Origin of the sequence: Escherichia sp. KS167_9B (assembly GCF_030295215.1) — a bacterium.
In the GTDB taxonomy this organism is placed as follows: Bacteria; Pseudomonadota; Gammaproteobacteria; order Enterobacterales; family Enterobacteriaceae; genus Escherichia; species Escherichia coli_F.
Window position 1 is genome coordinate 5207002 of the sequence record NZ_AP025754.1, and the last position, 24577, is coordinate 5231578.

Annotated in this window: 19 protein-coding genes and 3 pseudogenes; 11 read left to right on the forward strand and 11 right to left on the reverse strand. The window is 48.3% G+C overall.

Features of this window, described 5'->3' with window-relative positions:
- The first annotated feature begins 7 nt into the window (after nucleotides 1–7).
- Nucleotides 8–451, forward strand: coding sequence for a type 1 fimbrial minor subunit FimG (fimG, locus tag QUE34_RS25830; RefSeq protein WP_306308292.1), 444 nt, complete (start codon nucleotides 8–10; stop codon nucleotides 449–451).
- A gap of 19 nt (nucleotides 452–470) precedes the next feature.
- The gene (gene fimH, locus QUE34_RS25835; protein ID WP_103253485.1) at nucleotides 471–1373 is read left to right on the forward strand and encodes a type 1 fimbria D-mannose specific adhesin FimH; all 903 of its coding nucleotides are present in this window, start codon (nucleotides 471–473) and stop codon (nucleotides 1371–1373) included.
- A 172-nt stretch (nucleotides 1374–1545) separates the two neighbouring features.
- On the opposite strand, the gene gntP is transcribed toward fimH, so the two are convergent.
- Complete coding sequence (gene gntP / locus QUE34_RS25840; RefSeq protein WP_103253453.1) at nucleotides 1546–2889, reverse strand: gluconate permease GntP; 1344 nt, start codon at nucleotides 2887–2889, stop codon at nucleotides 1546–1548.
- Between the two features lie 339 nt (nucleotides 2890–3228).
- On the opposite strand from gntP, the gene uxuA reads away from it, so the two are divergent.
- The 3 genes from uxuA (at nucleotide 3229) to uxuR (ending at nucleotide 6941) form a co-directional block, all read left to right on the forward strand.
- The gene (uxuA, locus tag QUE34_RS25845) at nucleotides 3229–4413 is read left to right on the forward strand and encodes a mannonate dehydratase (protein ID WP_286338895.1); all 1185 of its coding nucleotides are present in this window, start codon (nucleotides 3229–3231) and stop codon (nucleotides 4411–4413) included.
- A gap of 80 nt (nucleotides 4414–4493) precedes the next feature.
- Nucleotides 4494–5954 (forward strand): fructuronate reductase, encoded by a 1461-nt coding sequence (locus QUE34_RS25850; protein ID WP_000208194.1) that lies wholly within the window; start codon nucleotides 4494–4496, stop codon nucleotides 5952–5954.
- Nucleotides 5955–6167: 213 nt separating this feature from the next.
- Complete coding sequence (gene uxuR / locus QUE34_RS25855; RefSeq protein ID WP_000833681.1) at nucleotides 6168–6941, forward strand: Uxu operon transcriptional regulator; 774 nt, start codon at nucleotides 6168–6170, stop codon at nucleotides 6939–6941.
- A 140-nt stretch (nucleotides 6942–7081) separates the two neighbouring features.
- On the opposite strand, the gene QUE34_RS25860 is transcribed toward uxuR, so the two are convergent.
- A complete protein-coding gene (locus tag QUE34_RS25860; protein ID WP_286338896.1) occupies nucleotides 7082–7912 on the reverse strand; it encodes a DUF2686 family protein in 831 nt (276 codons plus the stop codon).
- Nucleotides 7913–8197: 285 nt separating this feature from the next.
- Between QUE34_RS25860 and ytiC the strand changes: the two genes are divergently transcribed.
- From ytiC to iraD, 4 genes are all read left to right on the forward strand, one after another.
- Nucleotides 8198–8266 (forward strand): small protein YtiC, encoded by a 69-nt coding sequence (ytiC, locus tag QUE34_RS28695; RefSeq protein WP_418930497.1) that lies wholly within the window; start codon nucleotides 8198–8200, stop codon nucleotides 8264–8266.
- Nucleotides 8245–8388: a hypothetical protein gene (locus tag QUE34_RS25865; RefSeq protein WP_269218583.1), complete on the forward strand. Its 144-nt coding sequence runs from the start codon at nucleotides 8245–8247 to the stop codon at nucleotides 8386–8388. The genes ytiC and QUE34_RS25865 overlap by 22 nt, the downstream gene beginning before the upstream one ends.
- A gap of 115 nt (nucleotides 8389–8503) precedes the next feature.
- Complete coding sequence (idlP, locus tag QUE34_RS25870) at nucleotides 8504–8587, forward strand: iraD leader peptide IdlP (protein ID WP_123009414.1); 84 nt, start codon at nucleotides 8504–8506, stop codon at nucleotides 8585–8587.
- The gene (gene iraD / locus QUE34_RS25875; RefSeq protein ID WP_000986226.1) at nucleotides 8584–8976 is read left to right on the forward strand and encodes an anti-adapter protein IraD; all 393 of its coding nucleotides are present in this window, start codon (nucleotides 8584–8586) and stop codon (nucleotides 8974–8976) included. The genes idlP and iraD overlap by 4 nt, the downstream gene beginning before the upstream one ends.
- On the opposite strand, the gene hypT is transcribed toward iraD, so the two are convergent.
- The 4 genes from hypT to QUE34_RS25895 form a co-directional block, all read right to left on the reverse strand.
- A complete protein-coding gene (gene hypT, locus QUE34_RS25880; protein ID WP_105268512.1) occupies nucleotides 8969–9880 on the reverse strand; it encodes a hypochlorite stress DNA-binding transcriptional regulator HypT in 912 nt (303 codons plus the stop codon). The genes iraD and hypT overlap by 8 nt on opposite strands.
- Nucleotides 9881–9944: 64 nt before the next feature.
- Nucleotides 9945–11117 carry a beta-aspartyl-peptidase gene (gene iadA, locus QUE34_RS25885; RefSeq protein WP_000568398.1) on the reverse strand — a complete coding sequence of 391 codons (1173 nt, stop codon included), beginning with the start codon at nucleotides 11115–11117 and terminating at the stop codon, nucleotides 9945–9947.
- Between the two features lie 12 nt (nucleotides 11118–11129).
- Nucleotides 11130–11591, reverse strand: coding sequence for a YjiG family protein (locus QUE34_RS25890; protein ID WP_000211971.1), 462 nt, complete (start codon nucleotides 11589–11591; stop codon nucleotides 11130–11132).
- Entirely contained in the window at nucleotides 11588–12271 is a 684-nt protein-coding gene (locus QUE34_RS25895) for a nucleoside recognition domain-containing protein (RefSeq protein ID WP_103253458.1), read from the reverse strand. The genes QUE34_RS25890 and QUE34_RS25895 overlap by 4 nt, the downstream gene beginning before the upstream one ends.
- Before the next feature lie 249 nt (nucleotides 12272–12520).
- Between QUE34_RS25895 and kptA the strand changes: the two are divergent.
- A pseudogene (kptA, locus tag QUE34_RS25900) lies at nucleotides 12521–13093 on the forward strand (RNA 2'-phosphotransferase).
- Nucleotides 13094–13273: 180 nt separating this feature from the next.
- On the opposite strand, the pseudogene QUE34_RS25905 reads toward kptA, so the two are convergent.
- Nucleotides 13274–13753 (reverse strand): annotated as a pseudogene (locus QUE34_RS25905) (hypothetical protein); the annotation flags it as partial.
- 92 nt (nucleotides 13754–13845) lie between these two features.
- On the opposite strand from QUE34_RS25905, the gene QUE34_RS25910 reads away from it, so the two are divergent.
- A protein-coding gene (locus QUE34_RS25910) for an IS3-like element IS2 family transposase (protein WP_088895425.1) occupies nucleotides 13846–15074 on the forward strand; the annotation gives its coding sequence in 2 pieces (ribosomal slippage) (nucleotides 13846–14161 and nucleotides 14161–15074; 1230 coding nt in all).
- 6 nt (nucleotides 15075–15080) lie between these two features.
- On the opposite strand, the pseudogene QUE34_RS25915 reads toward QUE34_RS25910, so the two are convergent.
- The 4 genes and pseudogenes from QUE34_RS25915 to QUE34_RS25930 form a co-directional block, all read right to left on the reverse strand.
- Nucleotides 15081–19850 (reverse strand): annotated as a pseudogene (locus tag QUE34_RS25915) (Ig-like domain-containing protein); the annotation flags it as partial.
- Nucleotides 19851–20060: 210 nt separating this feature from the next.
- Nucleotides 20061–21239 carry an MFS transporter gene (locus tag QUE34_RS25920; protein WP_103253460.1) on the reverse strand — a complete coding sequence of 393 codons (1179 nt, stop codon included), beginning with the start codon at nucleotides 21237–21239 and terminating at the stop codon, nucleotides 20061–20063.
- A gap of 67 nt (nucleotides 21240–21306) precedes the next feature.
- A complete protein-coding gene (locus QUE34_RS25925) occupies nucleotides 21307–22149 on the reverse strand; it encodes an SdiA-regulated domain-containing protein (protein WP_123059882.1) in 843 nt (280 codons plus the stop codon).
- Between the two features lie 259 nt (nucleotides 22150–22408).
- The gene (locus tag QUE34_RS25930; protein ID WP_286338898.1) at nucleotides 22409–24466 is read right to left on the reverse strand and encodes a pentapeptide repeat-containing protein; all 2058 of its coding nucleotides are present in this window, start codon (nucleotides 24464–24466) and stop codon (nucleotides 22409–22411) included.
- Nucleotides 24467–24577 lie beyond the last annotated feature (111 nt).

Consider the following 24577-nt stretch of genomic DNA (forward strand, 5'->3'; position numbering starts at 1 on the left):
TGCGACGATACAGGCAGCCGATGTCACCATCACGGTGAACGGTAAGGTCGTCGCCAAACCGTGCACGGTTTCCACCACCAATGCCACGGTAGATCTCGGCGATCTTTATTCTTTCAGTCTGATGTCTGCCGGGGCGGCATCGGCCTGGCATGATGTTGCGCTTGAGTTGACTCATTGTCCGGTGGGAACGTCGAGGGTCACCGCCAGCTTCAGCGGGGCAGCCGACAGTACCGGATATTATAAAAACCAGGGGACCGCGCAAAACATCCAGTTAGAGCTACAGGATGACAGTGGCAACACATTGAATACTGGCGCAACCAAAACAGTTCAGGTGGATGATTCCTCACAATCAGCGCACTTCCCGTTACAGGTCAGAGCATTGACGGTAAATGGCGGAGCCACTCAGGGAACCATTCAGGCAGTGATTAGCATCACCTATACCTACAGCTGAATCCGAAGAGATGATTGTAATGAAAAGAGTTATTACCCTGTTTGCTGTACTGTTGATGGGTTGGTCGGTAAATGCCTGGTCATTCGCCTGTAAAACCGCCAATGGCACCGCTATCCCTATTGGCGGTGGCAGCGCCAATGTTTATGTAAACCTTGCGCCCGCCGTGAATGTGGGGCAAAACCTGGTCGTAGATCTTTCGACGCAAATCTTTTGCCATAACGATTACCCGGAAACCATTACAGACTATGTCACACTGCAACGAGGTTCGGCTTATGGCGGCGTGTTATCTCATTTTTCCGGGACCGTAAAATATAGTGGCAGTAGCTATCCATTTCCTACCACCAGCGAAACGCCGCGCGTTGTTTATAATTCGAGAACGGATAAGCCGTGGCCGGTGGCGCTTTATTTGACGCCTGTGAGCAGTGCGGGCGGGGTGGCGATTAAAGCTGGCTCATTAATTGCCGTGCTTATTTTGCGACAGACCAACAACTATAACAGCGATGATTTCCAGTTTGTGTGGAATATTTACGCCAATAATGATGTGGTGGTGCCCACTGGCGGCTGTGATGTTTCTGCTCGTGATGTCACCGTGACTCTGCCGGACTATCCCGGTTCGGTACCTATTCCTCTTACCGTTTATTGTGCGAAAAGCCAAAACCTGGGGTATTACCTCTCCGGCACAACCGCAGATGCGGGCAACTCGATTTTCACCAATACCGCGTCGTTTTCACCAGCACAGGGCGTCGGCGTACAGTTAACGCGCAACGGTACGATTATTCCAGCGAATAACACGGTATCGTTAGGAGCAGTAGGGACTTCGGCGGTAAGTCTGGGATTAACGGCAAATTACGCACGTACCGGAGGGCAGGTGACTGCAGGGAATGTGCAATCGATTATTGGCGTGACTTTTGTTTATCAATAAAGAAATCACAGGACATTGCTAATGCTGGTACGCAATATTGCCTGATGCGCTACGCTACCTACAAACCCGCACGTTAGCCCTTTGTAGGCCAGATAAGACGCGGCAGCGTCGCATCTGGCATAAACAAGGCGAATCTGAATAGAGCCTGCCATTGGCAGGCTCTGGTGTTCTTTTACGCTACCATGCTAATAATCAACACAATAATCAGCCCAACCACGGAGTTGACCAGCTCCAGCAGACCCCATGTTTTCAACGTGTCTTTTACTGACAGGTCAAAGTAACCTTTGAACAACCAGAATGAGGCATCGTTAATGTGGGTGAGGGTGTTGGAACCCGCAGCCGTCGCCAGTACCAGCAGCGCCGGATTCACGCCAACCAGTTGACCGGTTGCTGGATCAAGGATTGCAGCACTGATAATCCCGGCGGCGGTCATCGCTGAAACCACACCTTGACCCGTCGCCAGACGAATTAGCACAGTGATCAGCCACGCCATGATGTACGGCGAGATATTGCCGTGGGACATCAACATGCCGATGGTGTCACCAATGCCGGTGTCGATGATGGTCTGCTTCAGCACGCCGCCCGCACCAATGATCAGAATCACCATCGCAATGCTTTTTACCGCGCTTTCAAAGGCGTTCATCACCCACTGCATGTCATGACCACGCGCGGTGCCAAAGAGTACGAATGCAACCACCATCGCAATAAACATTGCAATCGGCGATGAACCTATAAAGTTAACGACTTCCCACGCAGGGGTGTCTTTGACCAGCCAGATATTGGCGATAGTGGTAGAGATCATAATGATCGCCGGGATCAGCGGTACCAGAATCGAAACGCCGAAAGAGGGGAGATTATTCATATCCAAAGGTTGATCCGCTTTGAGGAATGATGGCGTTGGGCGCTCAAGATTACCGAGGAACTTCGGCAGAATCAGGCCTGCGCAGATTACGCTTGGGATTGTCACCAGTACACCATAGATATAAACCATCCCCATATCTGCACCATAAGCATTCACCAGCGCCACCGGACCCGGCTGCGGAGGGAAAAGTGAATGTGCGGTGGTAGCAGCCGCTACTGCCGGAATAGCCAGTTTCAGGAACGGAATTTTAGCTTCGGCGGCAATGACGATAACCAGCGGCGCTAACATGATAAAGGCCACTTCATAGAACATCGCCAGACCAAAAATCAGGCCGATGATAATCACCGATATCTGGACATAGCGCAGGCCGAGACGCGCCAGCAGCGTATGCGCTATCTGATGAGCCGCGCCGGAGTCGACCATCAATTTACCAATGACCGCACCGAACACAACAATGATTGCCAGTTCCCCCAGCGTGTTGCCGAAGCCCGCTTTCATGGTGTGCAGCAGCGACATCAAATCCATGCCCGCCAACATCCCGACGGATAGCGCCGCCACTAGCAAAGCCACCATTGAATTGATTTTGAACTTCAAATTCAGTACCAGCATCAGACCGATACCGAATACTACCCAAAGAATGTTAAGCACATGCATAACGTTTTACCTTACCTGGTTGAACCGTTGTTATTTTGGGCGACATGTTATGTAAATTGGTCAACCATTGTTGCGATGAATGTCACACCCTCTGATTAATAACTATCAATTACCCGTTGCTGCAATTTGCAGCAACGAGCGTGCGCGTGAAAATCTTGTGATGTGGTTAACCAATTTTTGAATTCGGGTTGACATGTCTTACCAAAAGGTAGAACTTATACGCCATCTCATCCGATGCAATGCCACGGCTGCGGTCTGGTTGTTCATCCGGATACCTAAACAACTCCGGGATTCCGCGTTTTTTTGCTGTGGAACCCACTATGTGAAAGAGGAAAAATCATGGAACAGACCTGGCGCTGGTACGGCCCTAATGATCCGGTCACTTTAGCTGATGTCCGTCAGGCGGGCGCGACTGGCGTGGTTACCGCTTTGCACCATATCCCGAACGGGGAAGTGTGGTCAGTAGAAGAGATCCTCAAACGCAAGGCGATCGTTGAAGACGCAGGCCTGGTGTGGTCTGTTGTGGAAAGTGTGCCAATTCACGAAGATATCAAAACTCATACTGGCAACTATGAGCAGTGGATCGCTAACTATCAGCAGACTCTGCGCAACCTGGCGCAGTGCGGCATTCGCACCGTGTGCTACAACTTCATGCCGGTGCTCGACTGGACCCGTACTGACCTCGAATACGTGCTGCCAGATGGCTCCAAAGCTCTGCGCTTCGACCAGATCGAATTTGCTGCGTTTGAAATGCACATCCTCAAGCGTCCAGGCGCGGAAGCGGATTACACCGAAGAAGAAATTGCTCAGGCCGCTGAACGCTTCGCCACTATGAGCGACGAAGACAAAGCGCGTCTGACCCGTAACATCATTGCCGGTCTGCCGGGCGCGGAAGAAGGCTACACCCTTGACCAGTTCCGTAAGCACCTGGAGCTGTACAAAGATATCGACAAAGCCAAACTGCGCGAAAACTTTGCGGTCTTCCTGAAGGCGATCATTCCATTTGCGGAAGAAGTTGGCGTGCGTATGGCTGTTCACCCGGACGATCCGCCGCGCCCAATCCTCGGCCTGCCGCGTATCGTTTCCACCATTGAAGATATGCAGTGGATGGTTGATACCGTAAACAGCATGGCGAACGGTTTCACCATGTGCACCGGTTCCTACGGCGTGCGTGCTGACAACGATCTGGTTGATATGATCAAGCAGTTCGGTCCGCGTATTTACTTCACCCATCTGCGTTCCACCATGCGTGAAGATAACCCGAAAACCTTCCACGAAGCGGCGCACCTGAACGGTGACGTTGATATGTACGAAGTGGTGAAAGCGATTGTTGAAGAAGAACACCGTCGTAAAGCGGAAGGCAAAGAAGACCTGATCCCGATGCGTCCGGACCACGGTCATCAGATGCTGGACGACCTGAAGAAGAAAACCAACCCAGGTTACTCCGCGATTGGTCGTCTGAAAGGCCTGGCCGAAGTTCGCGGTGTCGAAATGGCGATCCAGCGCGCTTTCTTTAGCCGTTAATATCCACCGGCATGGCTGCGCGCCGTGCCGGTTCCTTCTTCCTTGCCGTCACTCTCTGAAGACGAATTCTGGAGTTTACGATGACTACTATTGTTGACAGCAATCTGCCGGTTGCCCGCCCGTCATGGGATCATTCTCGTCTGGAATCACGCATTGTGCATCTCGGTTGCGGGGCGTTTCACCGCGCGCACCAGGCGCTGTACACCCATCATCTGCTGGAAAGCACCGACAGCGACTGGGGTATCTGCGAAGTTAACCTGATGCCAGGCAACGACCGCGTGCTGATCGAAAACCTGAAAAAACAGCAACTGCTGTATACCGTGGCGGAAAAAGGCGCAGAAAGCACCGAGCTGAAAATTATTGGCTCGATGAAAGAAGCGCTGCACCCGGAAATCGACGGTTGTGAAGGTATTCTCAACGCGATGGCGCGTCCGCAGACGGCGATTGTCTCCCTGACGGTCACGGAAAAAGGTTACTGCGCCGATGCGGCGAGCGGTCAGCTGGATCTCAATAATCCGCTGATTAAGCACGATCTGGAAAACCCGACTGCGCCGAAGTCGGCGATTGGTTACATCGTAGAAGCGTTGCGTCTGCGTCGTGAAAAAGGGCTGAAAGCGTTTACTGTCATGTCCTGCGACAACGTGCGTGAAAACGGTCACGTGGCAAAAGTTGCTGTTCTGGGGCTGGCTCAGGCGCGCGATCCGCAACTGGCGGCATGGATTGAAGAGAACGTCACCTTCCCGTGCACCATGGTTGACCGCATCGTTCCGGCAGCTACCCCAGAAACGTTGCAGGAAATTGCTGACCAGCTGGGCGTTTACGACCCGTGCGCCATTGCCTGCGAACCATTCCGTCAGTGGGTCATTGAAGATAACTTCGTTAATGGTCGCCCGGACTGGGATAAAGTGGGCGCACAGTTCGTTGCAGACGTTGTGCCGTTCGAAATGATGAAATTGCGTATGCTGAACGGCAGCCACTCTTTCCTGGCGTACCTCGGTTACCTCGGCGGCTATGAAACTATTGCCGACACCATGACTAACCCGGATTATCGCAAAGCGGCCTTTGCCCTGATGATGCAGGAACAAGCGCCAACGCTGTCGATGCCGGAAGGTACGGACCTGAACGCCTATGCGACGCTGCTGATCGAGCGTTTCAGCAACCCGTCTCTGCGTCACCGTACCTGGCAGATTGCGATGGACGGCAGCCAGAAGTTACCGCAGCGTCTGTTGGACCCGGTGCGTCTGCACTTGCAAAACGGCGGTAGCTGGCGTCACCTGGCGCTCGGCGTGGCTGGCTGGATGCGTTACACCCAGGGGGTGGATGAGCAGGGGAATGCCATTGACGTGGTCGACCCGATGCTGGCGGAGTTCCAGAAGATCAACGCGCAGTATCAGGGCGCAGACCGCGTGAAAGCGCTGCTGGGCCTGAGCGGTATTTTTGCCGATGATCTGCCGCAGAATGCCGACTTTGTTGGCGCGGTGACGGCGGCATATCAGCAGCTGTGTGAACGCGGTGCGCGCGAGTGTGTGGCTGCGCTGTAACTAACTGATTACCCTACAGACTTACTGGTCAATCAAACGCATATTTGGTTGACCAGTTTTCGTTTTTTGCCCACCTGTACGTGCCAACTTCCAGTGCTAATGGTATAGTTTGAGATTGACGGGTGCCGTAAAATCGCCCGTTGTAGGCCGGATAAGGCGTTCACGCCGCATCCGGCAAAAATTTGATTAACTGCACCTAACGGACACAACACCATGAAATCTGCCACCTCTGCGCAAAGACCTTACCAGGAAGTCGGGGCGATGATCCGCGATCTGATCATAAAGACGCCGTACAATCCTGGCGAACGGCTGCCGCCGGAGCGTGAAATTGCAGAAATGCTTGATGTCACGCGGACGGTGGTACGTGAAGCGCTGATCATGCTGGAGATCAAAGGGCTGGTGGAAGTGCGCCGGGGTGCCGGTATTTATGTTCTTGATAGCTCAGACAGCCAGAACACAGACGGTCCGGATGCCAACGTTTGCAATGATGCGGGTCCTTTTGAGCTGTTACAGGCGCGTCAGTTACTGGAAAGTAACATCGCGGAATTTGCCGCCCTGCAGGCTACCCGCGAAGATATCGTCAAAATGCGTCAGGCATTGCAACTGGAAGAGCGTGAACTGGCTTCCAGCGCGCCGGGTAGCAGCGAAAGCGGTGATATGCAGTTCCATCTCGCCATTGCCGAAGCAACGCATAACAGCATGCTGGTGGAGTTATTCCGTCAGTCCTGGCAGTGGCGGGAAAACAATCCAATGTGGATCCAATTGCACAGCCATCTGGATGACAGCCTGTATCGCAAAGAGTGGTTGGGCGATCACAAACAGATCCTCGCCGCGTTAATCAAAAAAGACGCCCGAGCGGCGAAGCTGGCAATGTGGCAGCATCTGGAAAACGTGAAGCAACGTCTGCTTGAATTCTCGAACGTTGACGATATTTATTTTGATGGCTATCTGTTTGATTCATGGCCGCTGGATAAAGTCGACGCCTGACTTATTATGATAAGCGCAAGGGTAAACGTTCCTTGCGCTTTCTTAAATTAAGAAGTTGCAATGAGTATTACTTTGTAAATTGCAGGGTATTGTTTAACTATCTGTATAACCTGAATATTAGTACTCATTCTTCCCAGTGGTTATTTACCAATATAATTCCATTCACCATTTTTTAATTCAAACAGTTCTGGAAGAGATGACGGTTGCAGAGTCATGCGTTTGAGTGGCTCATCTTCATCACCGGGGATAACTTTATATCCCATTTTTGCATGGATCTCCGCGGTACCTGGATAAGCTTCTATACCAATTATTGGGTCATTTCCCATTCCAATATTAGCATTAAGTAATGCGGCAAGGGCGAATCCGGAAGAATTTGCTACCCCTGTTACCGTCATTATCTGATCAATATAGATATCAATCCTTGGCTGCTCATTGGTCCATCTTTTTGCCTGAGAAGCTGGAAGGGTTGAAATATATCCTATCGTGGTTCCAGCATAACCTGGAACATTGCAACCAGGGCCTAATGTTATTTCATGAACTGTATATTCCTCAACAGGATCGAAAGGGCTCTTCATAAATAAATTTAGTTGTAATCCTTCCGCTAACTCTATGGCAGCATGCGCCTTTTTACATATACCACCATATATTTCGTCTAAAGCTGAGGTGATTTTCAAGTTTCGATAGAGCATACGTCCTGTTGTTGTAATACCATTGAATTCCCTGCATGTTTCTGTCACATAATGAAATGGCCAGGACTCTTTGCTAATATTAAGTTTTCTAATTTCGACAACGCTTTTTCCATCGTAATTATGGTTATTGCCACGAGCAAGAGGCAGAAGATAGATATTTTCCGTATCCATGCGTGCATATTCATATTCACGTGTTAACTTATTGTCGACTTTTGGATGATGAAGGAAGTGATTATTTGTATAGATTTGGTTATTAGCGGTATTGCTTAATGGCATAGACATAATAGTTACCTTTATGAGTATTTCACTGATGCTTAGAAAAATAGATAAATTTTTCTGTAGTAAAAAGAGAAGTAAACAAATGACATGCATGTTTCTGTTGTAGTGATATCAACTCTACACGGTCATATTAAAGGGTGGGAAACACTCTAAAGTATCAAAAAACGCTCATTTAAAATTATTTGCATGCAATTAAAAAGCATATCTTATTACTAATTGGAATTTGATGTTGTTATATTGATGTCTATATTAATAATGCCTGTGAATGGTGTTTTTGATGTATTTGATATGTTATCAATTTATATTATTTACAAACTAATTGTTTCAAATAATACATGGTTGATTATACGAAAATAAATAATGTCCCGCCGGGATTAAGTAGCGGCGGTGACAAGTATTTTCATCTACGTAACTATTCGGAATATTCAGAATATACTAGCAGTTTTTTTTTGAGTTTGATGATTTTTATCAAATCATGACTTTTTTGCTGAAAAGTCAGTAGATATTCATAGGCAAGTAAGGTTTTATACTTTGCTGACAGGATTCAGGCCTGTCTCAGACTGACATGGATGTAATGAACAAAAGGGAATGGCTATGGAAAATGAGCATCAATACAGTGGTGCCCGGTATTCAGGGCAAGCCACATATGTTGCTAAACGTCAGGAGTGCGCAAAATGATGCGCCAATCACTTCAGGCTGTTTCACCTGAAATATCAGGCAATAAAACGTTATCACTGCGTAAATCGGTATGCAGCGATCTCCTCACTCTTTTTAATTCTCCTCATTCGGCATTACCTTCATTACTTGTTTCAGGTATGCCTGAGTGGCAAGTGCATAACCAGAGCGACAAACATCTCCAGAGCTGGTATTGCCGTCAACTACGTTCTGCACTGTTATTTCATGAGCCTCGGATTGCGGCGTTGCAGGTCAATTTGAAAGAAGCGTACAGCCACACGCTGGCGATCAGCCTTGAGATAATGCTGCACCACGACGATGAACCGCTAACGTATGATCTGGTCTGGGATAGTGGCGGTTGGTGTAGTGCGACGCTGGAGAATGTCAGCTAAGCACAATCTCCAGCTCGCGCAGTTCGCGCCAGAAGCGTTCGGCCACGGGATTCATACGGGTATTCATCCGGTATGCATAGGCCTGAATCGGGATCACCAGTTCGTCCCGATTCAGAACGATAAGCTTCCCGCTGCGAATTTCTTGTTGGATGGCGTACTCCGGCAGCCAGGCAATCCCACAGCCGTCGAGGGCAATCTGCTTTAAAAGCTCGCTCATCGACGAGACAAAAAAGGTGCTGAAACTTAACTCACTGTGGCGCGTCAGGGTACGGTTAATCAATCGCCCCATGTAGGAGTTGCGGCTGTAATTCAGTAACGGAAAGTGTGGCTGTGCGAGGTTAAAAAGTGCTTCTCCGTGTTCGTCACTGGCGCAGACGGGGAACAATTGAGATTCAAATAAGCGAATGTGGTCAAACGGCGCTTCCAGCAAATCTTCGTCATGAAAGGAAAAAATACAGTCGCTTTGCCCTTCACGCAGTTTATCGACCGCTTCATCAACATCAATGGCTTCAATCGCCCAGGTAAAGAGCGGCGGCATCTGGCTGATAATTGACGGTAAAAGACCGAGAGAAAGAGAGTGTGCAGCGGCTACCTTGATTTTACGTTGCGCGTAATCGCTGCCGCCACGCAGTTCTGCAAGGTTGCTCTCTAACTGTTGCAGCAGATGGCGGATCTGCGAATGGAAGATTTTCCCTTGTTCCGAGAGTTGCAGAGGTGTCACCTGGCGGTTAAACAATTCAACGCCAATCGCCTGTTCCAGCGCGCGGATGCGACGGCTAAATGCGGGTTGTGAGACGTTGCGACTGACTGCCGCCTGGGAAAAGTTGCGGCATTTTTCCAGGGTCAGAAAATCATAAAGCCATTTTGTTTCAATATTATGCAAAACCGCACCACAGTCATCCATTACGTTTTACTCTGTCAGCCGCCCTTGCGGGCATTCTACGTCCATTCGGGCGGCTGACAACCGTTTATGCCGTTTCAAACGTTCCTTTCACGCAGGCTTTGCCGTCTTTAACCATCAGTTTGCCGCGGGCGTATACCTGTTCAATGCGCAGTTCTGGCGTCATGACCAGTAAGTCTGCGTCATTGCCTGGCAGAATTTCGCCTTTCCCGCTCAGGTTAAGGAAACCGGCTACGCTACTGGTGAGCGGGCGCAGGGCATCGCTGATACTGAAATCATAGTCTTTGACCAGCACCTGCACGGTTTCCAGCAACGTTTCAAAACCTGCAACACCGATATGGGTTAAATTCCCTTCGTCATCGAAGAACGGCTGGCTACCGTTGCCGTCAGAGCTGAGGGTGACGCGTGCCAGCGGAATACCGGCCTGAACGGCGCGGGCAATACCTTCGGCAGGGGCGACTGGTTCGTCAATGCTGCTGGTGATGTCGATGGTACCGCCTTTGCGCGCAAACTCCAGCGCCTGCTCAAACAACGGTACGTTGCGGTTAACGTGGGTCGGCAGCAACTTATTGATGGGAACATCGCAGTTTTCCAGCAGGTCATAGATAGGCTGCAATGCCTTTTTACTGTCGCCCATGTGGAACACTGTGACGCCAGGCTTACCGCCGAGCAAACCGCCAACGCGGGATTCCGCCGCCATATTGGCCAGGTGATAAACGTCCGGTGCGGCAGAGCGGTGATCAGAGATTGCGCATTTCACGCCAATCACGCGATCGATAATTGCCACGTCTTTTTCCACGGAACCTGTAATGGTGCGGGAAGGTACATGATAAGCGCCGGTCAGCATCCAGGCGCTGATGCCTTCCTCATTGAGCGCACGGGTCTTGGCGAGCAGGGATTCCGGGTGGCGAGAGACAGAGTCGGTGCCCAGCAGTCCAACCACTGACGTGACGCCCGCTTCTGTCAGACGACTTAACGCCACTTCCGGCGTACGCGTAGTGGGGCCAGCTTCTCCGCCACCGCCAATCAAATGGACGTGTTGATCAATAAAACCAGGGCAGAGGATCTGCCCGCGGAGATCGACGACCATGCAGTCAGGTACGATGTCAGAAGGGATATTGCTGGCAACGGCGATAATTTTGCCGTTAGCGACGAGGACATCGCAAATTCCCCGATCTTCCGGCGCATACAAATGCGCTCCCTGCAGCAGGGTAAAACCGGCTGCGGAATAATCAATCATGATAACTCCTTGTTAAACAATAAGCTGCATAACCCAGATCGACAGCAATGCGTTAATGACGCAGACCGTAATGATGTGCGGGTAATATTTGGCATTCACTTCGGCTGTCCCCAGGCAGCGACCGACATTTTGCACCGGGTTGCCCATTAAATACATTGCAGGCAGTAAAACAGTGACATCGTGGCCGGTTAATGCGCCGGCGGTTGCCAGACTGGCGGCAACACCGACTGCGCCGCCCATACTCATTAATGCGGCTAAAAGGACGGTTGCCGCTTCACCGGGCAATCCCCACAACGCCATTACGGGTTCACAGATATGCCCCACCCAGTCGAGCAGGCCAGTAATTTTCAGTGCCTGAATGATGACAAATGCCATCACCACGTTGGGCAGTAGGTTGGTGGTGGCGATAGTAAAGCCACGGCGCGCGCCATCAATAAACATATCCATGACATTTTTGCGGACCTGAGTTGTCATGCTTGCGCTCCTTGCGTTGGGTTGCGACGTTCTTCGAAGTTAAGCCAGACGCGCAAAATGTTGGCTCCGACAAATTTAAGCACCAGGATGACGGCTAAAGGTACGATTACGGACGTGCCCAGAAAGGCAAACACCGCGACGCCGGAAGAGAAGTAGTTGGTGATGATGGCGCTACCGCTGGTTTGATATGCGGCGAAAATCACTTTATCGCGTTCGGTAATTTCTCCTTCCTGTGCCAGTTCTTTGGTCATACCGGCGGCAGCATCGGTGTTTTGTAGGTTAGCGATTAGCGCCAGCGAACAGATGCCTGGAATGCCCAGCAACGGTTTTAGCACTGGCGTCATTAACTGCTGCGCGGCGCGTAATCCGCCAAGACCATCGGTAATTGAAATAATCCCCAGAGAGAGAATGACTGATGGTGCCAGCTCCAGCGCAAAGAGAAAGCCATCTTTAGCCCCCGCGCCACCCGCTCCGCGAAACGAGGTGGTGGCTCCGTTCGCACCAGGCAGTTGCCCAAACGATCCGTTCAGAACGGAAAAATCAAAAACGCGCCACCAACTGTCTGTCCCGGAAAAAACACCGGAAAAAAAGATTATGGTGAGAAAAAAAGCCAGATACCCTTTAATGCCCACTTTTTCTGTCGCCAGCTCCCCGGCTACAGCATCCCCTTGTTGTGTCATAACAATCCCCATTGTTTTTTTGTGTTTGTGTGTTGCTTGAGCCAGGAAAATTCCTGGAGCTGAAAAACCTTATCAGCCATGTGGGTATGGGGAAAATGCAAGTATGTTTCTGGCTATGCGTTTTTTGCATAGCGGAAAAATTACGCTGTTTGAACAAGATGCTGCGAAGGATTTCGTTGCAGAAAATTCATAAATCCAGTGACAATGACGTGAGTAAATAAAAACGGAAAATCCAGGGACGAAAATGCGATGGCAAAGTACAACGAAAAAGAGCTGGCGGATACGAGCAAGTTTTTAAGTTTTGTTCTCCGACATAAACCGGAGGCGATTGGTATCGTACTTGACCGTGAAGGATGGGCGGATATTGATAAGCTCATACTTTGTGCACAAAAAGCAGGTAAGCGGTTAACCCGTGCATTACTGGATACCGTTGTCGCCACCAGCGATAAAAAGCGTTTTAGTTATTCCAGTGATAGTAGGTGCATTCGCGCGGTTCAGGGGCATTCGACTTCGCAGGTCGCCATTGCCTTTGCCGAAAAAACACCGCCACAATTTCTCTACCACGGTACAGCAAGCCGCTTTCTTGACGAGATAAAAAAACAAGGGCTGATTCCAGGAGAGCGTCATTACGTGCATCTCTCTGCTGATGAAGCAACGGCACGCAAAGTGGGAGCAAGACACGGATCGCCGGTTATTTTAACCGTCAAAGCACAGGAAATGGCGAAATGAGGCATCCCTTTCTGGCAAGCGGAAAACGGGGTCTGGCTGACATCAACGGTTGCTGTTGAGTTTCTTGAGTGCCCGAAGAAAAGAGCTGATTAATGTTTGCTCGTGCCAGATGCGGCATAAACGCCTTGCGCTCCCTACAAAAGCATAAAAATTCAATATATTAGAGAGATAGTGTAAGCCTGATAAGCGTAGCGCATCAGGCAATTTGGCTTTTGTCATGAGTCTGAAAGGATACCCTCGCAAAAGGGTATCCTTTAATAACTACTTCAGAAATTAAAGTGATTTACGGCAGGCAGTTAGTTGAGCGCTGGAATCTGCGTCGCTTCCAATCCTGCCCGTCAGCATCTGCACATAGACGTGACTATTGTAATCATCCTGTTGATTGGTCCAGTAATCACCCGCGGTAAATTGCGAATCACTGGAAAACTCCCCAACGTTCCCCCACTCACCATATAGCGATCCCAACGTGCGTTTGTTTTCGCCAGACGTTAAATGTGCGACGCCAGGAAGATTATATCCATCACTTTTCGCGTTGCAGAACGCATTGGCAGTTAGCCAGATATTGGTTTGATTCCCATGATTCACCCACCAGCCTTTCAGCTTAATTAATGTCTGGTAGGTTGTACCTCCTTGTCTGGGAACAGCGCTTATTACGACTGAAGTTTGGTCGCCGGTATTTGTGAAAGAAACTTTACCTGAAGCATCGACAGACACCCAACTCTGTGAACTTGTGAACATATAATCACTAACGGTTTAGACTGGCCCCCTGAATCTCCAGACAACCAGTATCACTTAAATAAGTGATAGTCTTAATACTAGTTTTTAGACTAGTCATTGGAGAACAGATGATTGATGTCTTAGGGCCGGAGAAACGCAGACGGCGTACCACACAGGAAAAGATCGCAATTGTTCAGCAGAGCTTTGAACCGGGGATGACGGTCTCCCTCGTTGCCCGGCAACATGGTGTAGCAGCCAGCCAGTTATTTCTCTGGCGTAAGCAATACCAGGAAGGAAGTCTTACTGCTGTCGCCGCCGGAGAACAGGTTGTTCCTGCCTCTGAACTTGCTGCCGCCATGAAGCAGATTAAAGAACTCCAGCGCCTGCTCGGCAAGAAAACGATGGAAAATGAACTCCTCAAAGAAGCCGTTGAATATGGACGGGCAAAAAAGTGGATAGCGCACGCGCCCTTATTGCCCGGGGATGGGGAGTAAGCTTAGTCAGCCGTTGTCTCCGGGTGTCGCGTGCGCAGTTGCACGTCATTCTCAGACGAACCGATGACTGGATGGATGGCCGCCGCAGTCGTCACACTGATGATACGGATGTGCTTCTCCGTATACACCATGTTATCGGAGAGCTGCCCACGTATGGTTATCGTCGGGTATGGGCGCTGCTTCGCAGACAGGCAGAACTTGATGGTATGCCTGCGATCAATGCCAAACGTGTTTACCGGATCATGCGCCAGAATGCGCTGTTGCTTGAGCGAAAACCTGCTGTACCGCCATCGAAACGGGCACATACAGGCAGAGTGGCCGTGAAAGAAAGCAATCAGCGATGGTGCTCTGACGGGTTCGAGTTCTGCTGTGATAACGGAGAGAGACTGCGTGTCACGTTCGCGCTGGACTGCTGTGATCGTGAGGCACTGCACTGGGCGGTGACTACTGGCGGCTTCAACAGTGAAACAGTACAGGACGTCATGCTGGGAGCGGTGGAACGCCGCTTCGGCAACGATCTTCCGTCGTCTCCAGTGGAGTGGCTGACGGATAATGGTTCATGCTACCGGGCTAATGAAACACGCCAGTTCGCCCGGATGTTGGGACTTGAACCGAAGAACACGGCGGTGCGGAGTCCGGAGAGTAACGGAATAGCAGAGAGCTTCGTGAAAACGATAAAGCGTGACTACATCAGTATCATGCCCAAACCAGACGGGTTAACGGCAGCAAAGAACCTTGCAGAGGCGTTCGAGCATTATAACGAATGGCATCCGCATAGTGCGCTGGGTTATCGCTCGCCACGGGAATATCTGCGGCAGCGGGCTTGTAATGGGTTAAGTGATAACAGATGTCTGGAAATATAGGGGCAAATCCACGGTTTTACCCGCTTCAAAGTTGTCATCATTAAGTGTGTAGTACGCCCCTATAAAACCTTCACTGGGGAATGTAGCCGTTGTGAAGGTATGGTTGTTGACTGTTACATGACCGTGCATGTCTTTTATTGAGCGGACAAGATCCAGTGATATGCTTAAGTTTGCTTGATGAACACCGTTCAGCATAGGAATGAGAGTCGCTCTGCCCTCTACGCCGCCAGTGACAGTGACGGTGTACTCGCCATAATTTCTTTGGCTGTAATCAATATTGCTCAACTTCAGGAGGTTCACGTAGGCACCTGACTGGACAAATTCCAGATGATCAGACGTCACTATCGGGTTACCGTACTTGTCTTGCAATATTAACGTAAGTGTCGCGCTCTCCTGGAAGTCAGCCATAAAAGAGCTAACGCTAGATTTCAATGTTGATTTACTTTCATCTGCCGTACCAGGAATCAATGTAATGGCTGCGGATTTGTGGACTGTGCCAGGGACCTGAACATTGACAATTAGAGCTTCTGCCAATGTACCTGTTATTGTCGCCGTGACTTGCCCGGACTGATCGGTACGCGTAGTTGGATTATTAATCACCGGGCTGCCTTTGGTGTCTAAGCTGTAACTAACGTCGACACCTTCAACCGGGAATCCATAATCATCTTCTACTCGTGAAGTGATGGTGCTGCTATCAACCCCGTCGGCGATTATGGTGTCAGGAGAAGCCACGACACTCACAACATGTGCCGTTTTAGCATCAGCCTTAACCGCAACCGTCACCTGGCTCTGAACGGGAACGTCTTTGCCCATTGTGGCCGTAACGGTATATACATTGACTTTGTCACTGGTCAGCGTCACTTTGGCCTGACCTGACTGATCAGTCAGGATTTCCCCTGTATTGCTTAGCGTTGCACCATCAGGTGTTACGCTAAAGGTGATAATTTGCCCCGGCATCAATTCACCCTGAATATTTCTTGCCGTTGCGGTCAGTGTAATACCTTCACTGTTATGGACCGTGGTTTCTGGCTTCGATGATGTTAACTCGAGTTTGCCCTTTGCCACACTCACGTCAACTTTACGACTACTGTTATTGTCCAGCGATGCTGTCACCTGATAGACCCCAGGCTGGGTGCTGATAAGGTTAACGTACGCATAGCCGTTATTATCGGTGTAAGCCGTATCGTCTATCGTAATGTTAGCTGTTGGCTGCGCACTTAATCTGACGCGTTGACCCGATATTACATTGTTAAACGCGTCCTGGACGAGTATCCGTAGCGTGATGTTTTCGCCAACCATTATCGTTTTTTCGGCTCCGGTTATACTTATTATCTTCGCCGAACTTTCATCCGGGAGCACTGATAAACTAAACGTTTTATTATCGGATGATTGCGCTTTCCGGCTCACCACGACGTTATGTTGTCCGGCAATATTGCTGGTCATTATTACCGTCGCTTGACCCTGCGTATTGGTGGTGACTTCTGTTCCGCTTAGTGTGACATCGTTACTCTGGAAAGTGACCTGTTGGTCTTTAAGCGGATTTTGGTAAGCGTCCAGGATCGTTGCTGTCAGGGTACTCCCCGTACTGTTGCCAGCAACTATGGTATTTAATGAGGCAGTCAGCGGCTGGAGCTGCGCGCTGCTTGTATCCCCAATAAAAGTGACTAGCTGATTAGCACTGGTATTATTTCTGCTCAGTGTCGCCGTCACTGTAAACTCACCCGCTTTTGTGCCTCGCAATGTGACCACGGCATTGCCGTTTGAATCGGTGCGAGCGGTGTCACTACTTAGCGTGAAGTTCCCTGTCATAGATGCTGGCAAGGTAAATTTCACATCCTCATCCGGTAGTGAGTGTCCATAAACATCTTTCACACTGGCAGTCAGGGTAACGGTATTTGTATTGTTAGCAATCGTACTGCCCGATCCGGCATTCAAAATAATTACCGATTGTTCCCTGTTTGGGACCACGGTAACCGTAACCGACTGGTGAATATTTTTATCCGCCTCAAGCGAGGCATCGACGGTATAGTTACCTGCTTTTGAACTGGTCAGGTGCACCCGCGCAATCCCGGACTGGTCAGTTGTGGCGGTCGTGTTGTCCAGTTGCGAGTCAGTTGGTGCCACAAAATTCACTTTCATATCTTTTAACGGGTTGTTATGAAAGTCTGTGACGGTGGCGGTCAGGGTACTACCCTGGCTATTACCAGCACTAATGGTATCTGGAGCGGCAACCAGTTGTTTGAGTTTTGGCGTATTCGAATCGCTAACAAATTTCGCAGTTACCCGTTGAGTAGAACCATTTGGCAGCGTAGCGCTAATCGTATTTTCTTCCGCAACCTGACTTATCATGTTGATTGTGGCAACACCATGTGCATCAGTATTTTGCTGCGTCGGTTCTACAAATTCCGCGCTTCCTTTCTCATTCTTAAAGGTGACCTGATGATTTCTCAGGGGATTATCACTCTCATCAGTGACGTTAATAGTGATGGTATTAAACGTCTTTTTATCGGCGTAAACGTCATTATTCGTTGCGGATAATGTGGCGACGTGAGCCTTATTCTGGTTTGCTTCGATATTATAAATATGCGATTGCAGAGGAGTATTCCAGTTGTGAAGGCTAAGTTGTGCCCTCAGGGCTGCTCCTTGCTTATGGGCCGGATAATTCGCTGCATAAACGCCCGGATGCTCTTCGTGCCAGACAACCGTGGCGCCAGGTTTGCTGTTCTCGACAGTGACGGCTTTTACCAACGCGTCTTCTTGATATTCAACCGGTTTATTTTTGTCGTCTTTCAGTTCTACCCTGACTTTGATGTCGTCTCCGGCATAATACAATATGTTATCTATGGATATTGAAGAATGGTCGCGGGATGAGACAACAGGGACGATATTAACGACGATGGATTCTTTTACCGCACTCTCACCGTTAAGTTGCGGTGTCAGTGTTACTGAACCTGAAGTCGTTCCTGCAGTCAGCATCTGTGTGTAGCTACCATCCCCGTTATCTGTCCAGTCAGACAGAGTGATATCCTGAACACCTTCACTGCGGGTTTGCAGTGCCAGCCCCGGAACCGGGGTACCGTCGGAATCGTGCGCAGTCACAGTCAATGTGGTAGTCGATTTTTTATCTGCTGCCAGGGTTAGCGGATTAACGGATAACAGAGAATCTTTCTGGCTTAATGCCGGAGCCTGGATGACGACCATGCTTTGCTCACGATGTGACAGATTACCTTTTACATCCTCAGCGGTAACGTCTATCGGCCACGTATTATCGGTTTCCGGGGTGTTAGTGAAGCGGTAACCAGGCAGCGTGACCGTGATATCTTTTCCGGAAGTGCTGACTTTTCCTCCAGCAGATTCCAGCGCAGCAGCGTCGATTTTATAGCCTTTCAGGGCATATTTGGTCTGTAGCGAGGAAACCAGCGATTTTATTTCTCCCGATTTCCCTTTCACTGGGTCCAGCAGACTCAGGCGGATAAGCTCTTTCTTGCGGTATTCCAGAACGATGTTGTTGTTGCGATCAATCAGGTCATAACGACTACCGGCCAGACTGCGCCGTCCGGCCACTTCGTCCGGGTTAAGCTGTTTCTGCATTGAGCTGCTGGGTTGCCAGGTCAGATCAACGGCAAAACGTGTGTCATTTTCACCTTGCTTCCCCTGACGCTGTTCCGCACTGAGAGTCAGAAGCGGGAAGGGGGTATAGTTGAGGCCCGCGGTAATAGCATGGGGATTACTTTGACGATCATTCTTGTCAAACAGCGCCACTTCATCACCATAGTATTGTTCATAGACTAGTTTTCCACCCAGTTGTGGCCAGGCTGGTAACCAGCCTTCCGCGCGTAAATCCCAGCCGTTGGCCGGGCGGGCTTCGTAGTCATTATCCAATTCTGGTGCGCTACGCCAGCCGGTCAGGCCGATATAAGCATTGCTGCTCAACTTCAGATAGTCACGCCAGTATTCTGCGCCAAGTCCCGCGCGGGAGTGATAGCGGCTCAGGTCGTGATCAAAAAACAGGTTGATGCCTGACATCCAACTGGGGGTGAAGTAACGCCAGCCTAAACCGGTGTTGATCTGGGTGCGATCATCCGTTCGGTGAAGAGTATGCTGGCTGAAGAGCAGATAATCGGGTGTGTCATACCATGGATGCAGGAAGTCGAATTCCGAATTTTTCAGGCTAAAATCTTCATCCACGCCCAGAGAGATTTTCGCGGTGCCAAAGTTATTTAACCAATCAGTCATCGTGCCAGAGGCTTCTGAAGACGCCCAACCACGCGCCATGCTGCTCGCCTGCTCACTATTCATATCTTGTGAAAGCAGAGTGCCAACTCGCTGTGAAGTACTGGCTATTTGATTCTCCAGAGTGTTTTCGGCATTCGCCGGTGATACGGCATTTTGTAGCTCATGACTTCTCTGCGAGGTTGTTGCCGGAACATCCAGTTCTTCACCCTGACGCACGTTATCAAAGCCGCGAGCAAAAGTACGAAACTGATTAAGACGACGAAGCTCTTCCAGTGAAATACCGAACCGGTCAGCAACACTTTGCGCTGATTCCAGCGCGCCAAGCGTGTAAGGTACGGTTTTATTTTCTGTAAGAGGGGGAGGAGATGAAACTGTCATCTGGGGTTTAGCGTGTACCACATTTTGTGCCGTCGCGATGACGGGGAAAAAAATTTGTGTGAATAAACAAACTCCGGCGGCCAGGCGGCGTATTTTGTCACCCAGACCGCATAAAGAGTTTTGATCATTATTTTTTATTTGCTGCGCATTTGTCGAAGCCATAGTGACCTTCCGTGAAAAAACAGAATTAAACGTGTTTTTTCTAGCACGGAGGTATAAAACGATCCTGACTATAATATGACCAGAAATAATGAATTAGCCGTAAATTTGCTAAACCATGAATAATAGTGGCGGTGGCTGAGCACCTCCAAAGAACAAGGGTGTTTTAGTTATTTTACGTGCTGTACTGAAAAGTTAAATTCATTAAATCAACTAAGAGTAATTCGTATGTATTTTGAATATTTGCATCCCGCAGATTAACGCTGCGATAAATAGCGCAGCTGCGCCGCAGAGCGTGGCACTGGCGAGCGCCGACGTTCCGTTGCCGAGCATGCTGGTCAGCACCGGGCCAAGAATTTGCCCGATACCATAAATAAGTGTCACAAAGCCCAAAAGATTAAGATTTCCCGGCACGCTAAGCTGGCGGGCGATGGTCATCACCAGCGAGGTCGTCCCCATAAAGGTGCCGCCAAAACCAATACTGCTGATGATGAGTAATAAAGGAGAGCTACTGGCGAGGGTTAACAGCACGCAGACAGCCTGCACCAGCAAATTTGCGGTCAGGCAAGGTAATGCTCCCCACCGTTTGGCTGCCCATAGCCAGCCAAAGCAACCTGGGACAATCGACAAGCCAACCAGTGTCCAGAGGTGAGCCGTCAGCACAGGCTGGCCCGCGTCTTTCGCCATGAGCGGCAGGTACGTGGCGACGATGATATAACCAAAACCCGCCAGACCATACAGAATCGCCAGTAACCACCAGCTCATGGGTTGTTGGGCAATTTTTGCCAATGGTGCTGGTGCGATAATATGTTTCTTCGACGGAATGAGCAGCGCCAGAACAAGCAATATTATGGCAGAAAGTGCCCCGGCACCTTGCCACAACGTTTGTGAAGAGAGGGCAAAATGCAGGCCTGCCAGCACATATTCATTGCCCAGAGCGATGCCGACGCCAACGCCAGAAAATAGCGCCGCAAGAACAAAGGGATGGCGGGTGTGTTGCATGATAAGCGTCGAGCCGAAAATCAACATCCCGGCGCTGGCGACCCCTGCCAGAAAGCGAATGATGAAAACCAGAAGAAACGGCGGCAACCACGCCATCGCGAGGATTAATAATCCGGTTGCGAGGGCGGAAGTTAACAGGAATGGGCGCAGGCGTGAGGGCAAATGAAACGCGCCGAATGAAAACAGCAGGCTCCCCGCCAGATACCCGGCATAGTTACCACTGGCGATCCACGAGAGTTCGCTAAAGGAAAACTCGCCTTCCGCCAGCATGACTGGCAGCATCGGCGTATAGAGAAAGCGGCCTAAACCCATACCTAAGGTCAGAACCAGCATCCCGAATAACGCGGTGCTGAAAGAAAAACGTTCTACGGGATGCGATGTCGAATTCATGTTCTTCCTTGTTTGTATTATTTTGAGTTAACAAGTTAATAACAAAAAAGGAGAACCTGCCAGACTGTTATTGTGATTTTGTCGACGTAAAGCGATAAAAAAGATTGGGTTCGCCAACGATATAGATGTTGCCACTGGCATCCATCGCTATCCCTTCCGCCTGCTTGATATTGTGTGAAAGGCCATACCTGCCTTTGGTTAACGACATTTCGCCGATCACGTCACCTGTCACGGTCACTTCCTGCAGGGCGCGTGACTCATGTGACAACACCAGCAACGTATTTTTTTGTGGGTTAAATTCCGCGCCAGAAACATCATCCAAAGTAAACTGACGCTGCAACGCTTTATCTTTGCTGATATGCAACTCATCGCTACGCAATAGCCCGGTAACTTTGTAGACCTCTATCGGATTTTTCTCTTTAAAAAACCAGAAGGTATGGTCCTGAGAGGAATAAGCCAGCCCTTCAAATCCAGAGTTGGTTGGCGTTTCCTGCAATGGGATTTTAATTTTTTTGAGAATGCTCACTTCCGAATCAGCGTTAAGTGAAATCACATAAATGGCATAATCACGTTCATCGCTGATGACAAATTTATTATCACCAATGTATTCAATCGTCTCGAGATCCTTAACGAAATCGAGCGGAATGGTGCGGATCAGATCGCCCTCGGTCGTCATTTCAACGATGGTTGCAGGTTTGTTGATAGTGCTAAACAAGGTATTGCTCTGCGCAGACCAGGTCAGTGAGGAGATATTTTTAGTTACTCCTGTAATCTCTTTACCATCGATAGTGGCCTGATAATTCTGAAACCCTGCGACATGCTGGCTTTTACGGACGCAGGATTGCACAAAAAACAGGCTTGCCGCCACGATGGCGCAAAGAAAAACGATAAAGGTGATGCGCTTTTTCAACTTGTTGCTCCTTATTATTGCTTTTTTCTCGTCAAATTCAGTGCGACAGATAAGGAGTATACGGATGAAGCTTAATGAATTCTTAACGCGGGGCGATGAAATAGTAAACGCCGCAGGGGAGTTGCGGCGTTTGTCTTTGGATGGCAGAACATTTTCAGCTTACGTTGGCTGACAAATGCGCCTCATCCATGAATGATAGATGAGGCGGTTAACAATTTATATCCTCTGCCATACTCACTCTGTTTGGGTGATTATTGAACTATTCGTCAACTATATACGTTGGCTGATAAGACGTTAAACCCGGAATGGAAAAACTGCTATTCACTTCTTTCTTTAAACGGGCTTGATTAAAACTGTTACTGTCCTGTTGCTCGGTACTGTTCTTGGCTTTTTTATCGATATTATCATTGTAAAGATATGCACTCTTAAGAGAAACATTATTCACTTTGGCATTGAAAAAACAGGCATTTTTAAAAATCGTATCTATAAATATCGTATTGAACAACCATGCATGGTTAAATAGAATATTAGAACCTTCTGTACCAGTGAAATTAGTATTGTTAAATGTTGCAGCAGAAAAGTTTGTATTAAACAGTTTGCATTTTGTTAAATTAGCGTTTGTAAAATTGGTAAACATGCAGACAGTATCAGTAAGATCATATTCTGAAAGATCTTTATCCGATAGATCGGAATAATTTAGTATTGCTCCAGTAAGAATTACTTTAGGTGTACCAGGTATTCGAGGTGTTGCAGGTATTTTAGGTGCTCCAGGTATTTCAGGTATTTTAGAAGTATCAGATGTTGCAGATGTTGCAGATGTTGCAGATGTTTCATATAGAATGACTGATGTGAAATCTATGTGTTCAAGATAAGCCTTACTAAGGTCACTTCCAGTAAAATTAACGCCAGTGAGAACTTTTCCGCTGAAGTTACAGTTTCGTAGATTTGCGTTTTTGAAATTTACATAAGTCAAGTGGCGAACTTTACGAAAATCATTATTTTCTAATGTGGCATTTTCGAATTTTGCATTACGCAGATCACAATCTGTAAAATCCACGCCTTCACAGATCGTACCGGAGAAATCCGCTTTTCTAAAAATGCTGCCATTAAAATTGACATTCCTTAGAGCCATTTTAGACAAGTCTATGCCGGTTAAATCCATTCCCGCTAAATTCAACCCTTTGATACACCGTTGACCCGATTCATCTTTAGGAATAGCAGTGCTAATAGTATTGATGACAATATCACCTATCTTGAAGGTCATTGTAATTCCTGCATCAGAGACAGAGAGTTTTCGCGTAAGACGTTCACTCTTATCTCCAGTGATACTCTTCTGAGCAACGTAAAAGCGCTCACATGTATGACAAAATCTTTTCCAGCTCTCATTTGGTGTCAGATTATTGTCCGGGAGGAAATTAGCAATGCTATAAAGATCGTTCAGGACGCTACTTTTTATTTCAGGAGAGGCGCACTCTATAATTTCAGAGGTGTATATTGTATTTTTTATTTTATTTCTATTATCCGTGAGATTTCGTGATCCTGATATATTTGGCTGCTGGTGATTTTCTCTGTAGTATTGCAGCACATTTTCCCATTGTAAGTTTGTCAACGAGATAGTTTCAGTCTCGTTATTGTTATCCCGTATTGTTAATTGACTTTCTACTGGGTCAAAAGAAATCATGAAGTTATTCAGATGTCGATATTGATGAGTGGCATCTAATTTCACTTCAAATGAATTTGAACTTTTGCAGGCATGTTTTAAAAACTTATCATAGGGAAGGTATTGATCTTTATCTGCATGTTGTGGGTCATTGTGCAAAACAGAGCAAATACTCTCTTTCAAATTGTTCTTGTCAATATAGATTGGTAGTTGCGCTTTTTGTTCCATTATTTTAATAAACTGCTGCAGTTGCTCGGTTTTAACATTGCAACTATGACTTATATCTTTGTGGTAAACAGTTAATACGCTTTCATTATCATCTTGTCGATTAAATATTATTTTTAGATCGTTAATTTCAAACTCATTTAAACCATTTCTTTTGGTTTTGGCGATGATTTGTTCTGTTGTTGATGAATATCGATTTAAGGTTAATTCGAGATTGTCGGGATTAGAGATAAGGTGAATAAAAAGATTCAGTACCCGCTTAATAAAACCATCATTCAAATGATTTATATCATAATTAATTTGTTTTTGTATGGTTTCAATTTCCGTGTTAATGTCAAATGGTTGGTTGCTTTTTTTATGGCAAGGTTTTAGTCCCGAATACATGTCGAGTGTTGGAAGAATATCGCCGTATATGTTAAATGTGGAGCCCATATTTTTATCCTTGAATTGTGAAATGTTCTTCTAAATCTAAATAATCATGGGGGGTAAAGATAAGCTTCACACTGAAATTTATCTTTATCATTACCACACCCGGTAATCATT